This is a genomic window from Bacillus sp. JZ39, assembly GCF_053903145.1.
In genome coordinates, this window is sequence record NZ_CP096389.1 from 853,654 (window position 1) to 868,349 (window position 14,696).

Annotated in this window: 17 protein-coding genes; 6 read left to right on the forward strand and 11 right to left on the reverse strand. The window is 42.5% G+C overall.

Going from position 1 to position 14,696, the window contains the following annotated elements; translation table 11 throughout:
* Positions 1-2: 2 nt before the first annotated feature.
* From acoC to M1D65_RS04360, 4 genes are all read left to right on the forward strand, one after another.
* Positions 3-1,199, forward strand: coding sequence for an acetoin dehydrogenase complex dihydrolipoyllysine-residue acetyltransferase (gene acoC, locus M1D65_RS04345; RefSeq protein ID WP_456270793.1), 1,197 nt, complete (start codon positions 3-5; stop codon positions 1,197-1,199).
* A gap of 20 nt (positions 1,200-1,219) precedes the next feature.
* Positions 1,220-2,596 (forward strand): acetoin dehydrogenase complex dihydrolipoyl dehydrogenase, encoded by a 1,377-nt coding sequence (gene acoL / locus M1D65_RS04350; protein ID WP_273797109.1) that lies wholly within the window; start codon positions 1,220-1,222, stop codon positions 2,594-2,596.
* A gap of 116 nt (positions 2,597-2,712) precedes the next feature.
* Positions 2,713-4,530, forward strand: coding sequence for an acetoin dehydrogenase operon transcriptional activator AcoR (acoR, locus tag M1D65_RS04355; RefSeq protein WP_456270794.1), 1,818 nt, complete (start codon positions 2,713-2,715; stop codon positions 4,528-4,530).
* A gap of 53 nt (positions 4,531-4,583) precedes the next feature.
* Complete coding sequence (locus M1D65_RS04360) at positions 4,584-4,763, forward strand: small acid-soluble spore protein H (RefSeq protein ID WP_064671914.1); 180 nt, start codon at positions 4,584-4,586, stop codon at positions 4,761-4,763.
* Positions 4,764-4,798: 35 nt separating this feature from the next.
* Here M1D65_RS04360 and M1D65_RS04365 read toward each other — a convergent pair whose 3' ends face one another.
* The 11 genes from M1D65_RS04365 to M1D65_RS04415 form a co-directional block, all read right to left on the reverse strand.
* The gene (locus M1D65_RS04365) at positions 4,799-5,128 is read right to left on the reverse strand and encodes a YnfA family protein (RefSeq protein WP_010886445.1); all 330 of its coding nucleotides are present in this window, start codon (positions 5,126-5,128) and stop codon (positions 4,799-4,801) included.
* A gap of 49 nt (positions 5,129-5,177) precedes the next feature.
* Positions 5,178-5,720 carry a YfjD family protein gene (locus tag M1D65_RS04370; RefSeq protein ID WP_456270795.1) on the reverse strand — a complete coding sequence of 181 codons (543 nt, stop codon included), beginning with the start codon at positions 5,718-5,720 and terminating at the stop codon, positions 5,178-5,180.
* Between the two features lie 9 nt (positions 5,721-5,729).
* The gene (locus tag M1D65_RS04375) at positions 5,730-6,287 is read right to left on the reverse strand and encodes a YfjD family protein (RefSeq protein WP_003244496.1); all 558 of its coding nucleotides are present in this window, start codon (positions 6,285-6,287) and stop codon (positions 5,730-5,732) included.
* A gap of 31 nt (positions 6,288-6,318) precedes the next feature.
* A complete protein-coding gene (locus M1D65_RS04380; RefSeq protein ID WP_003243767.1) occupies positions 6,319-7,086 on the reverse strand; it encodes a hypothetical protein in 768 nt (255 codons plus the stop codon).
* Positions 7,087-7,097: 11 nt separating this feature from the next.
* On the reverse strand, positions 7,098-8,321 hold the full coding sequence (locus M1D65_RS04385; protein WP_014476173.1) for a hypothetical protein: 1,224 nt from the start codon (positions 8,319-8,321) through the stop codon (positions 7,098-7,100).
* Between the two features lie 5 nt (positions 8,322-8,326).
* Positions 8,327-8,641 carry a WXG100 family type VII secretion target gene (locus tag M1D65_RS04390; RefSeq protein ID WP_003243177.1) on the reverse strand — a complete coding sequence of 105 codons (315 nt, stop codon included), beginning with the start codon at positions 8,639-8,641 and terminating at the stop codon, positions 8,327-8,329.
* Between the two features lie 754 nt (positions 8,642-9,395).
* Positions 9,396-9,650 carry a DUF4176 domain-containing protein gene (locus M1D65_RS04395; RefSeq protein WP_014476176.1) on the reverse strand — a complete coding sequence of 85 codons (255 nt, stop codon included), beginning with the start codon at positions 9,648-9,650 and terminating at the stop codon, positions 9,396-9,398.
* Between the two features lie 21 nt (positions 9,651-9,671).
* Entirely contained in the window at positions 9,672-9,929 is a 258-nt protein-coding gene (locus M1D65_RS04400) for a hypothetical protein (RefSeq protein WP_032726631.1), read from the reverse strand.
* An 11-nt stretch (positions 9,930-9,940) separates the two neighbouring features.
* Positions 9,941-11,467 carry a ribonuclease YeeF family protein gene (locus tag M1D65_RS04405; protein ID WP_064671918.1) on the reverse strand — a complete coding sequence of 509 codons (1,527 nt, stop codon included), beginning with the start codon at positions 11,465-11,467 and terminating at the stop codon, positions 9,941-9,943.
* A gap of 23 nt (positions 11,468-11,490) precedes the next feature.
* The gene (locus M1D65_RS04410; protein WP_032726630.1) at positions 11,491-11,769 is read right to left on the reverse strand and encodes a DUF5344 family protein; all 279 of its coding nucleotides are present in this window, start codon (positions 11,767-11,769) and stop codon (positions 11,491-11,493) included.
* Positions 11,770-11,784: 15 nt separating this feature from the next.
* Positions 11,785-12,159, reverse strand: coding sequence for a YwqH-like family protein (locus M1D65_RS04415; RefSeq protein ID WP_050496048.1), 375 nt, complete (start codon positions 12,157-12,159; stop codon positions 11,785-11,787).
* Positions 12,160-12,513: 354 nt separating this feature from the next.
* Here M1D65_RS04415 and glvA point away from each other — a divergent pair, with 354 nt between their 5' ends.
* Both glvA and glvR read left to right on the forward strand, forming a co-directional pair.
* A complete protein-coding gene (glvA, locus tag M1D65_RS04420) occupies positions 12,514-13,863 on the forward strand; it encodes a maltose-6'-phosphate glucosidase (RefSeq protein ID WP_021481187.1) in 1,350 nt (449 codons plus the stop codon).
* A gap of 64 nt (positions 13,864-13,927) precedes the next feature.
* On the forward strand, positions 13,928-14,692 hold the full coding sequence (gene glvR / locus M1D65_RS04425; RefSeq protein ID WP_014476181.1) for a MurR/RpiR family transcriptional regulator GlvR: 765 nt from the start codon (positions 13,928-13,930) through the stop codon (positions 14,690-14,692).
* Positions 14,693-14,696 lie beyond the last annotated feature (4 nt).

Consider the following 14,696-nt stretch of genomic DNA (forward strand, 5'->3'; position numbering starts at 1 on the left):
AAATGGCGGTAAAAGTAGTGATGCCAAAATTGGGAATGGCTATGAAACAAGGGGAAGTATCGATATGGAATAAAAAAGTAGGCGACCCGGTTGAAAAGGGAGAAAGCATTGCCAGCATTCAATCGGAGAAAATTGAAATGGAGATCGAAGCGCCTGAAAAAGGAACGCTGATCGATATCAAAGTGAAAGAGGGAGAAGAGGTTCCGCCCGGCACAGCAATCTGCTATATCGGGGACGCCAATGAGTCGGTGCAGGAAGAGGCGAGCGCGCCTGTTGCTGAAGACAGTGTGCCGCAAGCCATCCAGCCCGTCAAACAAGAAAACAAACCCGCAGCCTCCAAAAAAGATCGAATGAAAATATCTCCAGTCGCCAGGAAAATAGCAGAAAAAGCAGGATTAGACCTAAAACAGCTGAAAGGAACTGGACCAGGCGGACGAATCGTGAAGGATGACGTGACAAAGGCCCTTGCTGAACAGAAAAAAGATCAGGCAAAGCCTGTGTCGGAGCAGAAAGCGCAGGAAATCCCGGTGACAGGCATGAGAAAGGTCATCGCTGCCCGAATGCAGGAAAGCTTGGCAAACAGCGCGCAGCTGACGATCACGATGAAAGCTGACATCACCAAGCTTGCCACTCTTCAAAAACAGCTTTCACCAACTGCGGGAGAGAGATACGGCACAAAACTGACGATCACTCATTTTGTCTCAAGAGCCGCCGTTCTCGCTCTGCAAGCTCACCCTGTGCTGAACAGCTTTTATCAAAATGAGCGCATCATCACACATCCCCATGTGCACCTTGGTATGGCTGTAGCCTTGGAAAATGGCTTAGTGGTGCCTGTCATCCGCAATGCTGAAAAGCTATCGCTGATTGAACTGGCTCAATCCATCTCAGAAAATGCCAAAAAAGCACGCGAGGGACGTGCGGGAAGCGAAGAACTGCAAGGCTCTACCTTCTCCATTACAAACCTTGGCGCGTTTGGAGTTGAGCATTTCACACCGATACTAAATCCGCCGGAAACAGGCATTCTCGGCATCGGAGCAAGCTATGACACGCCGGTGTATCAAGGGGAGGAGATCGTCAGAAGCACGATCCTGCCGCTCAGCCTGACATTTGATCACAGAGCGTGTGACGGCGCCCCAGCCGCTGCATTCCTGAAGGCGATGAAAACATATTTGGAAGAACCCGCAGCATTAATTTTATAAGAAAAGCAGGTGAAAACGACATGACATTAGCCATTATCGGCGGCGGACCTGCAGGCTATGCGGCTGCGGTCTCCGCGGCACAGCAGGGCAGAAACGTGCTGCTCATTGACAAAGGCAAGCTTGGGGGAACCTGCCTGAATGAAGGCTGCATCCCGACAAAGTCTTTGTTAGAAAGCGCAAACGTTCTTGATAAAATCAAGCATGCCGACAGCTTTGGAATTGAACTTCCGGCAGGTGCAATATCAGTCGATTGGAGTAAAATGCAAAGCCGAAAACAACAGGTTGTCAGTCAGCTTGTCCAAGGCGTTCAGTACCTAATGAAGAAAAATCAAATACAGGTTGTAAAGGGAACAGCCTCCTTTCTTTCTGAAAGAAAGCTCTTGATCGAAGGAGAAAACGGAAAAGAAATCAGAGAGGCGGACCAAGTATTGATTGCCTCCGGGTCAGAGCCAATCGAGCTGCCTTTTGCCCCGTTTGACGGCGAATGGATCATCGACAGCAAAGACGCGCTTTCTCTTTCCGAGATTCCGTCTTCACTAGTCATTGTCGGCGGCGGTGTCATCGGGTGTGAGTATGCAGGGCTGTTCGCCAGATTGGGATCGAAGGTGACCATCATTGAAACAGCGGACCAGCTGATCCCGGCTGAAGATGAAGATATTGCCCGTCTCTTTCAGGAGAAACTTGAGGAAGACGGTGTCGAAGTGCATACTTCATCCAGATTAGGGCGGGTGGATCAAACGGCCAAAACGGCAATATGGAAAAGCGGTCAGCGAGAGTTTAAAACGAAGGCCGATTATGTGCTAGTGGCGATCGGCAGAAAACCCCGTCTTGACGGATTGCAGCTGGAACAGGCCGGAGTTGATTTTTCTCCAAAGGGCATTCCGGTGAATGGGCACATGCAGACGAACGTGCCTCATATTTACGCGTGCGGAGATGCTATAGGGGGCATTCAGCTGGCGCATGCCGCTTTTCATGAGGGCATCATCGCTGCTTCTCATGCTTCCGGAAGGGATGTCAAAATCAATGAGAAACATGTGCCGCGCTGCATCTATACGTCCCCGGAAATCGCTTGTATCGGAATGACAGAACGTCAGGCAAGAAGCATATACGGCGATGTGAAAATTGGCGAATTTCCTTTTTCCGCAAACGGCAAGGCACTCATTAAACAGCAAGCGGAAGGAAAGGTCAAAATCGTGGCTGAACCGGAATTCGGCGAAATCGTAGGTGTCTCGATGATTGGCCCGGACGTAACCGAGCTCATCGGCCAAGCGGCAGCGATCATGAATGGTGAGATGACGGCAGATATGGCGGAGCATTTTATCGCCGCGCATCCGACTTTATCGGAAACATTGCATGAGGCGCTGTTAAGCACGATCGGGCTTGCAGTACATGCATAATAAAGGAAAAAGCAGGCGCATGGATATAAGGCGCCTGCTTTTTTTATTGTTGAAAGCGCTTTATTTTTCCCCTACAATAGATGAAAACGGCGTGTAAGGGAGGAGCGATCAAGGAAATGAATTCGGTCCCAAACGATTTGCAAACCTGGAAACGTTTTGTGAAAGACGGTGTGCTTGACGAAGCCCGATTAAGAAAACGGATTGCCGAGTCATGGCATCGCTGCAAAAAAGCTGAGGTCAATCCATATTTAGAAAAAGGCCCGAAGGTTTTACAGCAAACGGAGCTGGATCAGCAGTCAAAAAAACATTCATTCTTCTTGACGACCGCAAAGCCTTACCTCGAAAAACTGCTGCCTGCCATAAAAGAAATGGAAATGATGGCGCTGTTAATTGATTCAGACGGTGTTGTTTTGGCATTGGACGGCCATTCCCGCGCGCTCTATGAAGCCAAACGCATCAACTTTGTCGAAGGGGCATGCTGGACGGAAACGGCTGTCGGAACAAATGCGATTGGCACGGCACTCCACATTAGCGAGCCGGTTGCGATACAAGGATCAGAGCATTACTCCATTGCTTCCCATCTTTGGAACTGTTCAGCCGCTCCGATTCACCATGAGGATGGCAGCCTTGCGGGTGTGATTGACATATCGTGTCCGGCGGCAGGCGCTCATCCTCATATGCTCGGTATTGCCACTGCGATCGCCTATGCAGCTGAACGGGAACTCGCAGCTAAAAGCCGTGAGAAAGAGCTCGAGCTGATCAGCCGTTTTGGAGAGAGGGCTGCATCCAGTGTGCCGATGGTGCTATGCAATAACAAGCAGCACATCATCAGTGCGAGCATACCGATTCGAACCTCAATGCCTGATTGGCAGGGCCGGCACCTGTATGAGTTGAAGGAACGGGGCTACTCAATCGAAAAAGCTGTCACCATAGGAGATGGCGGCACTTGTTTTTATCTTTCGGAACATAAGAAAAAGAAGGTGTTTCGATTCAATGGAGTGATCGGGAAAAGCGGCCGATCGCAAGCGATGCTGATGAACCTTGAACGTGCAGCTGCGGCAGATGCAACGGTCTGTTTGTCGGGCGAAACTGGTACGGGAAAGGAAGTCGCGGCTCGCGCGCTTCATGAGAACAGTGAGAGACGTCACGGTCCGTTTGTTGCTGTCAATTGCGGAGCGATTCCGTCTGATTTGATTGAAAGCGAACTGTTCGGATATGCAGAGGGCGCTTTTACGGGAGCGAAACGAAATGGCTATAAGGGCGCCTTTCAAAAAGCGAATCAAGGCACATTATTTTTAGATGAAATCGGAGAAATTTCCCACTCGATGCAGGTTGCGCTTTTACGAGTGCTTCAGGAACGTAAGATAACGCCAATCGGCGGGACGAAAGAAATTCCGGTTGATATCAGAGTTATTGCCGCCACACATTGTGATTTACGCGAGCTTGCCGAAAACGGAAAAATCAGAGAGGACTTGTTTTACCGTCTTCATGTCTATCCAATTGAACTCCCTCCATTACGCGATCGCACCGAGGATATCCCGGACCTCTTAGAGCACTACAAACAGAAGAATCATTGGCCAGGCGAACTTCCTTCTGATTTTTGTAATGTGCTGAAGCAATGGAAGTGGCCGGGGAATATCCGTGAGCTGTTTAATGTGTTTGAACGTCTTTCTATCAGATTTCCGGACGGCCGGCTGAGGGATGAACCGCTACCCGCTTTACTGGAAGCCGCTGGATTGCCGGCCAGCTCTGCAGAAAAAAAGCCGGCTGCTGCCGGCGTGCTTACCTTTCGTGAGCAAATCCAAAAGGATATGATGATCAAAGCGCTTGAATCAGCAAAAGGAAACGTCTCTCAAGCCGCAAAAATCAGCGGGATCCCCCGTAGCACTTTCTACAAACGCCTGAAAAAATTCAACTTGTCCGCTGAATCATAAAGCATACTTCCTTCAGGAAATGGAAACGTTATGTATTGAAGGAGGGTGTTACGATGAATATTCAAAGGGCGAAAGAAATTGTAGAATCTCCCGATATGAAAAAAGTAACATACAACGGCGTTCCTATATACATTCAGCACGTGAATGAAGAAAACGGAACAGCAAGAATTTATCCGCTTGACGAACCGCAAGAGGAGCATGAAGTGCAGCTGAACAGCTTAAAAGAGGATTAAACAAAAATGGCCCGCTTCATAAGCAGGCCATTTTGTTATCCGCGCGGCGCAAATAAAATAACACAGACACCGATGAGACAAATGAATGCGCCGATCCAGTCATACAGATCAGGTGTTTTCCGGTCAACAAGCCATCCCCACAGGACCGCAAGCACGATGAATACTCCGCCATAAGCGGCGTATACACGGCCGAAAGATGGGAAGGACTGAAACGTCGGAAGAATGCCGTATACAATGAGGATCAGCGCCCCGGCGATTCCGTAGCCGGCTGGCTTTGCCTCTCTCAGCCATAGCCAAACCAGATATCCGCCGCCAATTTCGGCAAGCCCTGCCGCGAGAAATAAAAGAATGGTAATCAGCATCATGAGCACTCCTCAATTTGCATTTATCTTTCATTATAGAGGAGGAGAGCTTTTAAAGCTTCGGATGATTCTCAAATTCCTTCAAATACGCTTTTCGCTGAACCTCTGTAAATCGGCTGATCCAATTGTTTTGAGCCTCTTCATTCAAATGGGGAAGGATATAGCGTTCAACCGCTTCGAAAAACAGCGGATTCGCGATGATGTTCCAGGTCGGGATGCGAACGATTTTGCCGTCTGTTTTCTCGATGATAATATCCTCAAAAAAGATCCCTTTCAAACTGTATTGATGGCGTCCCATATAAAGCCGCTTCACCTCGGAAAACAGCACGCTGCGCTTTCTCGAGAAGATTTCTCCACTAGGTCCGGTCTTTATGCTGAAAATGACATTTCCACGGCTTGTGAACGCAGGAAAAGCCATAAAGAATGTGATCAATCCATAAATCATCGCCAGTAATCCGCCGCCCAAATAAAGCAGGGCATATTTAGATTCAAACGTGAGAGCTTCAGACACCAGCCAGACGCCCACAATAAAGGCGCCCCCTGTAGCGAGGAACAGCCAAGCCCTTAGAAACATCATGCTTTTTACTTCAATCATGTGCTGCCCCTAAAGCTTCGGATGATTCTCAAATTCCTTCAAATACGCACTGCGTTGGATGTCTGTAAACTGTCCGATCCAATTGCTTTTCGCCTCTTCATTCAGATGGGGAAGGATATAGCGTTCAACCGCTTCGAAAAACAACGGATTCGGAATGATGTTCCAAGTGGGAATGCGAATGGTCTTCTGATCAACGGTTTGGATCAATATATCTTCTTGGAAAATTCCTTTTAGACTAAATTTATGGCGGCTCATCTCAATTTTCTTTATATCAGTAAACGTAACAGACACTTTGTCAGTGAACACTTCTCCATTTTTTCCTGTCTTGATGCGAAAAATGGTATTTCCCCGCGGGGTGAAAGCCGGAAAGAAGATGATAAATAAATATAAACAAAACAAGGTGAACAGAAAGCCAGCAGGAATGGCTAATAGGTAATATTTCGTTTGAAACGTAATACCCATATAAAAGAGCCACAAACATGCTAATCCCATACCGGCAGATCCGACAAAAGCCCATATTCTCAGGAACATTTTGCTTTTGACTTCAATGATTTCTTGGTTTTTCAATGCTTTTCTCCTTTTGTTAATTCAATTCTTATCATTTTGAAATGATTTGATTTACAACATCCTTATGAGCAGGGAGGATAGAAAATTCATTCTGGGTGATGCCTGTGACAAGCCAAGTATGGTGGGCCCCCGGCAGGACAAATGCCATGTCAGCCACTTCAGGAGTGTTATCTTTGCCATATGCCAGACGCATAAGTGTATCCATTTTCCCTTTCCGCAAAGCCAGATCATTTGCAAATCGGGTAACGTCCTCTTGGTGGTCATGTTTTTCAAGGAACTCTTTTAGATATGAAGGGTTGTCTGAAGCGCCCTCCAAGAGTTTTTCAAATTCATTTGATGTCAATGTCACAATCGATTCTCTTTTATCCTCTGTATCTATTATATGTAAAAACTCATCTGTCTTAGCAAGTAACCCTTCACTTGATTCCATTTTTGTAATGCGATGGACTTGTTCATCAAAAAGGAGTTCGTGAGAGTAGGTGCCGAATTTTGATACATGGCAGGACACATTCTGTTCGGCGCCTTGCCCGTTAAATTTAGAAAGCTTCACTGTATAGTCAGCGTCGTTTAATACATGGATAAACGGACAGTACTCGTCCTTTAACCGATATTGATGGTTCCGATATTCCGCTGCATCCTTAGCTAAGAGTGAGCGGCAAGCTGCTTCGAACAAAGCGCCGAGCTGTTCATCTTCTATTTCCGGAAAATAGGCCTGCTTCAAGGCCATCCCCTGTTCAAAAAACCCTTCGCTGTAAAAGCAAAATAAGAGTTCTTCTATGCTAATTGTAAACTGCTTCATTGTTTATTCTCCTATCCAAATGAAAATTTCCCTTTAAGGAAATGGGTTGCGCCGTGTATGAGCGAATCCGCTGTTTTCTTTGCTTTTTCCATTCCTTTTTTCGCGCTGTCTATCCCTTTATGTATCGATTTATTCGCCGCATCTATGCCGTCATTCACTGATTTGACGACTTTGCCGGCTGATTCCAGCCCTTTTTTGGCTGTATCAACGACAGCATGGATCGGTTCTTTCAGCTTTAAGGCTGCTTTTTCAGCAAAACCGGCTGTATATTTGGCGATTTGTTCTCCGACGACTCCGCCAATGTATGAACCTGCTGCCCCAAGAAGGACAGTACCCACAGGTCCTGCAAAGCTTCCGATTGCACCGCCGATGACAGCACCAGCTGTCGCACCGCCGGCAACAAAAATCGTATTATTCACAGCATTACCGACGGCCTTGGCGTTTTCACGCTTGAGAACTTCGGGTTTGTCCTGGTATTTTGCATAATTTTCAGCAATTTTCACGCCTGCTCCGAATGTTTCGGTTGCACCGGTAATCAGTGTGGCGGTAATGGCATTTCCTTTCGCGAATCTCAAGCCCGTTTTTCCCACATCCTTCAAAGTGGAGCGTACGCCGGCTTCATTAAGAAATCCTTTTGTGTAGCTTCTGACGCTGTTTGAAAAATCCACCGTGTCCTGAGGGAAGTATTTTGTAAACTTTTTATGTACCAAATCTGAAAAAGGACGGTTTGTCTTTTTCAACAAATATTTAGGATTCAAAAGCACTCTTGCCGCTTTTTGATAACGTGAGCTGTCAACGGCCCTGGAAATATCCAAGAGCAGTTTTGAGTGCTGTGCTGTATGCAAGCCGCTTGGCTGTTTCACAAATTTCGTAAGCCCTAATCCGTAATATTTTCCCTGCGTCAGCATAAGGGCGGTTAAGCTTGTCAACGTACCGTATTTGTCGTAGGCATTGTAGAGCTTTCGCAAAATATCATCTTGTTCCACAAATTTATCGCCCGTTTTTCTGATGAAAATCTCATTGTCACTTAGCTTAGTGACGAGCGCTTTTCCTGAGCTCCACGCATCGCCCACTCCGGAAAAACAGCTGCTGTAGCGGGGATCGCATTGCAAAATCATCTGCCCCAGCTCCACATGCAGGTCCTTATATTTGTTTTCCATATCAGTTAATTCAGTGACTACATCATTTGCAAGCTGTTCGAGCTTATCCGGATCAACTGCAATGTTTCCTGACACACCGTTCACCTCCCGAGTTTATGTCTTTCCTCTCTTGCTTTACGCTCCAGTTCTTCCATTCTGGCAATTTCAGCTTTTCGTTCTTCTATTTTGACAGCGGCAGCCTTCAGCTCTTGGCTTGTTTCAAGCAGCTCCTGTTCGAATTGATCGTAGGCGGCTTTTGTTTCCTCGAAATCCTGGTCAAACGAATCTCTTGCTTTGCCCTGCCAAGCATCTCCCAATGCAGATAACCGGGATTCAAGCAGCATTTTGGAGCTTCTGACCTCTTCTGCGGCCGCACTATACTTGTTTGCCAGCTCAATGACTTTATATGAGTCCAACTTTTGTCCCCTGCCTTTTCTAAATTCACGCACAATTGGATGTTTTATATAAATGATTATAAATAATTCGGCATGTATCCGAATCGTACAAAAGAACCTTTTCATAAGAATTGGAAGGGCGTATATTCACTTAAAATTCACAGTTGGTGAGACTTTAAGATTACAAAAAAGGTAAAGAAAGGAACCTGTAAGAGGGAGTCAACTTAATATTAGGAGTTTCTACGTTTGGAAGACGAATGTTTTCGAGGTAACCGTATATAAAAAAGAGCCTAAAATAGGCTCTAAACAAATTGCGTATTGCTTACTAATCATTAAAAATAGATTTTATAATCTTATTTATTGCTAAATAAACAAAGAATATAAACAAGCCACTCATCACATACATAATTACCAGTAAAATCAATTTTTGTTTTAATGTCATGTCGGGGACTGCTGAGATCCCGAGTGTCATGCCAATCATAGGAAGCAAATAGAGAATTAAAAAGATTTTTTTCTTATATGTATTCCAAGTGTTTTTCATTGTCTATCTCCTTGTTCTTTTAAAAGCATCTTATTGGTAACTCTATAACCTGTATAGATTGTTACAGTAGTAATCAAATACAATAAAAAAAGTAAAACGATCCTTATACCGATTTGGATGCCAGGAAGCATAAAAGTAATTAATGTCATACAAATCATGAAAAACAGATAATATAGTAAAATGAATGGTTTTTTATACTTTTTCCAAAATCGTACTATTAAATAGTCCATTTTATTAGCCTTTAAAAGTTTCTTGAAAAGCTTTTTCTTCTTGTGTTTGATATCCCTCAAAAAGAACTTCTTCTATCATATCGTGATTGAAGAACAAATTATAATTTTCATTGATATTACCTTCTGGATAAGGAACTGAAACATAATCGTACTTTTTTTGTGAAGAAGTTTGAAGCTGATTTCTCCCATAAATCATTACAGTTTTTCGTACATTTAAAATTTTCACCACACTACCGATAGGCAGCAATGTATTAGACATTAATTTCTCACTCTTTCTATATTAATTTTTTTTCTTAAGCAGGTGTGGATGTTTTTTTAACCAGAATTTTTTTCTGAAAATATGTAAGCATAAAGGTATAAGAAAAGTGAATACTGAAATAATAAAAGTAATTAAATATATTACTTCCTGAGGGGTTTCACTATCAATTAACCAATATAGCATGAATAAACTAAAGATACCGAAAGGAACTGGAAAAATAGAACCTATTAATAGTGCTTCATTAATTTTTTTTGGTAAAAACCCATTTTTTTCACTCATTTATATACCTCCTAGTCATCTTTTTCTGCTCCAAATTTTATCCCTAAACCAATACCTTCTGCAGCATAAAGTTCATTTTCAAGACCTGTCTTCACTTCTACCCCGACGCTGCCAATAGATGCAGTTACCCCAAAATAGGGATCATATTCAATTCCAAACCACTCTTCAAGTGGTTCATAGCCGAACCAATTAAATGGATGTATGGTAAGCTCTGCATCAGCAATACTTGCTGATGCTCCTATACCAACCGAGTAATTTTCAATGCCAGCTTTTGTTTCACCATGACCAATTTTAACCTTAAATAAGGCTGGAGATTTTTTATGGTCAAAGTTTGCATTAATTATATTAGCTTCTGCTGCACCGCCAATCATCTCACCAGATAAAAAAGAGTCCGTAAAACTTTGTAAATATGGTAATGACACTTCTATATTACCTTCAGCCATTCTAAAGAATAATTCTTTAGATTCTAACTTTTCTTCCTTATATGCACTATTTGTATCTATGAGACTTGCGCCAGCTTTAAAATTTACTTTTTGATTGCTTATATCTATATTGGCATATCCATTACCGAAACCTTTATAAATAGCTCCGTTAATTTCTTTATTCTTAGCATACTTTAAATTGTTAATGGCATCAAAAGTGTTATATATTTTTTGAGTAATGCCTTCATCATCACTTTTATTTTTATTAATACCATGATCTGCTTCGCTCTTTGAACCGATGTTCTTAGTTCCTATCGAAGGATCATCTGAATTTGAAATACCGAAAAATTCGATAATTTCTTGCTCATCTTTAGCATTAATTTTATCTAACATTTTACACATCGGAGAGTCTTTATCTAGTTGTGCATTGTTAAAAGGGGTATAACTATTATTACTTTTCAGTGAATCGTTGCTAAATTCGGGTTTTAGTACTGAGCCACTTATATAATTATTAATTTCAATTCGAGGACCACCGTATTTTGCATCAAGTTGTTTTAAATAATCTTCCATTGTGGTGATATCTTGATCGATTGAATCTAGAGAACTAGTGTTTTCACGATCAAAGGTATATAGATGTTCCAATGTTTCGTCTATATTACTTTCAGCCTTTTTTATTTTTTCTACAAAATTTTCGTCATTCAAATCTTTGAGACTTACAATGTGTTTAACTTTTTCAATCTCCTCATTTGCTTTATCTGTTAGAGATGTTATTGATCTCTTAGTAGCTGTTAACCCATTATTCAAATCATTCTCTAAAAAACTTTGCGAAATAAAACCTGTGTTTGTTGGTTCTAATGAATATAATGCACTCTTTATTTTATTTAATACTTCTTTATAATCACTGATTACACAAGAATAAAAAAGAAGAAAGGGAGTGTGGCATTCACTAAAAAATGTTCGAATCGCAGTTCCGCCCTCTCCTTTAAGGGAATCATCTAATGATGCAATTCCTTGTGTACTTTTAATTACATCTGTTAATTTCTCAGCTTGTTTATCTAATTGTTTTATGGTCTTGTCTATAGAGATGAGAAATGAATGTACATCAAGAGTTTTCAAACAACGTTCCTTCCTTCTTTACATTATTTATTAGTTATTGATTTGGAAAGCACTTCATCTGTTTCTTGCATAGACCTAACTAATTGTTCTGTTTGTGAGATTTGTTTGTTTAAGGAAGAAGCATATTTCTCAGCCAGTTTATTTAATTTGTTATTCAGCACATTCAGTTTCTTTGTGACATCAAGGTTATTGTGGTCTGTTAAATTAGTAGGAATAGATACTTTAATAACTTCAGTTGCATTTTTTAATTTTGTAATTGCTTTTTCAACTTCAGGTAAATCAAATTTTATTTCATTGCCCATACAAACTCTTCCTTATCAGTGTGAATTTTTATTTTTTTGTTTTTCTATTTCTTTTTCAATAGAAGTGATCTGATTTTTCAACCCATCTATATCATCAATTAATGTATTAATTTTGTCTTCAATTTTAGTTATAACCTCATCTAATTGTTTACCTTTTAAATCTTGATATTCTGAGTGTATCTCGTCTCGAATAAGTTCGAATTTATTTGCTAAACTTCCCTGCCATGTATCCGAGGACAGAGATGGCTCAGTTATTTTATTTTTTGACTCCAAAAATTCTTGCTGGATATTTGTCAAGTTAGTTTTGCAAGCTTTGAGATCTTCTAAATTCTCCTTTTTTAAACTTAGTTGTGTTTTTACAAAGGATAATCCCAACATTTCACCAAACAACTGTAAACACCTCATTGTCACATAATATGTAATTCTTTTGAACCGTTATTAAAAACAAAAGGGAGACTTTCCTAATGTTACATGATGGTATGTAATGGATAAATAGGAAATATAGATTATATAATGATTTCTTTGTTATGTTGGTTTTAAATTAATGGAGGTGTTAAGTATGAATAGGCCTATTAGATCAGTTGTTTTTACCTATTGTAAGGATTCCCTGCAAATGAGAAATTTCCCGCTCTATGGGAAAAAACACTAAAGTTGATCAAATGACCTAAGTGCGCCAAACGTGTTACGGGACGGGCTATCTCATGGTATAAATGGAATTGTAAACGTTATCAAGGAGGTCGTCATATGAAGAAAAAATCATTCTCAATCGTAATAGCGGGCGGAGGGAGCACTTTCACTCCAGGGATCGTACTCATGCTCTTGGACCATTTGGAGGAGTTTCCGATCAGAAAGCTGAAGCTGTATGATAATGATAAGGAAAGACAGGATCGCATTGCAGGCGCCTGCGACGTTTTTATCAGAGAAAAAGCGCCGGATATTGAATTTGAAGCGACGACTGACCCGGAAGAAGCTTTTACAGATGTCGATTTTGTTATGGCGCACATCAGAGTAGGGAAATACGCGATGCGTGCGCTTGATGAGCAAATTCCGTTAAAGTACGGAGTTGTCGGCCAGGAGACATGCGGGCCGGGCGGGATCGCATACGGTATGCGTTCGATCGGCGGTGTGCTTGAGATATTAGATTACATGGAAAAATACTCGCCTGATGCTTGGATGCTCAATTATTCCAATCCGGCGGCGATTGTGGCTGAAGCTACGAGACGCCTTAGACCGAATTCTAAAATTCTCAATATCTGTGATATGCCGGTTGGGATCGAAGACCGGATGGCGCAAATTCTTGGCTTAGCTTCAAGAAAAGAAATGAAGGTCCGCTATTACGGATTAAATCACTTCGGCTGGTGGACATCAATTCAGGATCAAGAGGGCAACGATTTAATGCCGAAGCTGAAGGAGCATGTATCTCAATACGGCTATATTCCGAAAACAGAGGCTGAAGCGGTGGAGGCGAGCTGGAATGACACATTCGCCAAAGCGCGTGACGTGCAGGCCGCAGATCCTGACACACTGCCGAATACGTATTTGCAATATTATTTGTTCCCGGATGATATGGTGAAAAAATCAAATCCGAATCATACGCGGGCAAATGAAGTGATGGAAGGTCGCGAAGCTTTTATTTTCAGCCAATGTGACATGATTACACGTGAGCAGTCCACGGAAAACAGCGAAATCAAAATCGATGACCACGCATCATATATCGTTGATCTTGCCCGGGCGATTGCCTACAACACAGGTGAAAGAATGCTGTTGATCGTTGAAAATAACGGCGCAATTGCGAACTTTGACCCGACTGCGATGGTCGAGGTGCCATGCATTGTCGGCTCAAATGGGCCTGAACCGATTACCGTCGGCACCATTCCGCAATTCCAAAAAGGGCTTATGGAGCAGCAGGTATCCGTTGAGAAGCTGACTGTTGAAGCATGGGCGGAGAAATCGTTCCAAAAGCTGTGGCAGGCGCTAATTTTGTCAAAAACAGTGCCGAACGCGCGTGTGGCAAGACTCATTCTCGAGGATTTAATGGAGGCCAACAAAGACTTCTGGCCTGAGCTTGATCAAAGCCCGACCCGTATATCATAACTGAAATTCCCCCATTTTCGAATCTGTAATTGTATATAATAGAAAGAAAATGGGGGGATCTGATATGCAGCTCGAAGAACTGATCAATCAGCACTACAGCAAATTGAATGACAACGATTTTCATATTTTAAAATATATATTGAATCATAAGCACACATGCTATCACCTTGGAATCGACGCGCTGGCCAAAGCTTGCAGTGTATCGCGTTCCTCAATTTTACGGCTTGCCCAAAAGCTCGGTTTCAGTGGCTACAGTGAATTTCGCGTCTTTTTAAAGTGGGAAGATCAGCCGGAAGAAGGCGAGAGTATGAGTTTTGAAAAGCTGCTTGATGATATTGAAGCAAATTTGAAGTTCTTAAGGACAAAGGACATGACGGACATGTGCCAGCTGATTGATGAAGCTGACCGCATTTTCGTCTACGGTTCTGGAAATGCGCAAAAGATATGCGCCCGCGACCTGCAAAGAATGTTTATTCCGCGTCATCGCTATCTTATTTTGATTGAAGACACGAATGAATTTAATCTGATGCGCGGGGATTTTAAAGTGAACGATCTGTTTATCATCATTTCTCTTTCCGGAGAAACACCGGAGCTGATTCCTCAGGCAAGAATGCTTTCTGCAAAGGGTATTCCCTTTATTTCCATTACGAATTTAAAAAACAATGTCCTCGCCCAGCTGACTCCGCATAATCTTTATGCGACAAGCAAACCTGTGACATTAAGCGATAAAACGGAAATTGTCGCTTTTGCACCGTTTTTTCTCGTTGGCGAAGCATTGTTCCGCGCATATGTTGATTACAAAGAGGCAGAAAAAAATGACAATGAGTAGCAGG

Excerpts from the sequence above, each read along its gene's own strand:
- M1D65_RS04400 (WP_032726631.1), bottom strand. The coding sequence starts at position 9,929 with ATGAGTGAAAAAAATGGGTTTTTACCAAAAAAAATTAATGAAGCACTA.
- acoC (WP_456270793.1), top strand. The coding sequence starts at position 3 with ATGGCGGTAAAAGTAGTGATGCCAAAATTGGGAATGGCTATGAAACAA.
- acoL (WP_273797109.1), top strand. The coding sequence starts at position 1,220 with ATGACATTAGCCATTATCGGCGGCGGACCTGCAGGCTATGCGGCTGCG.
- M1D65_RS04410 (WP_032726630.1), bottom strand. The coding sequence starts at position 11,769 with ATGGGCAATGAAATAAAATTTGATTTACCTGAAGTTGAAAAAGCAATT.
- acoR (WP_456270794.1), top strand. The coding sequence starts at position 2,713 with ATGAATTCGGTCCCAAACGATTTGCAAACCTGGAAACGTTTTGTGAAA.
- glvA (WP_021481187.1), top strand. The coding sequence starts at position 12,514 with ATGAAGAAAAAATCATTCTCAATCGTAATAGCGGGCGGAGGGAGCACT.
- M1D65_RS04380 (WP_003243767.1), bottom strand. The coding sequence starts at position 7,086 with ATGAAGCAGTTTACAATTAGCATAGAAGAACTCTTATTTTGCTTTTAC.
- glvR (WP_014476181.1), top strand. The coding sequence starts at position 13,928 with ATGCAGCTCGAAGAACTGATCAATCAGCACTACAGCAAATTGAATGAC.
- M1D65_RS04360 (WP_064671914.1), top strand. The coding sequence starts at position 4,584 with ATGAATATTCAAAGGGCGAAAGAAATTGTAGAATCTCCCGATATGAAA.
- M1D65_RS04365 (WP_010886445.1), bottom strand. The coding sequence starts at position 5,128 with ATGATGCTGATTACCATTCTTTTATTTCTCGCGGCAGGGCTTGCCGAA.
- M1D65_RS04395 (WP_014476176.1), bottom strand. The coding sequence starts at position 9,650 with ATGTCTAATACATTGCTGCCTATCGGTAGTGTGGTGAAAATTTTAAAT.
- M1D65_RS04370 (WP_456270795.1), bottom strand. The coding sequence starts at position 5,720 with ATGATTGAAGTAAAAAGCATGATGTTTCTAAGGGCTTGGCTGTTCCTC.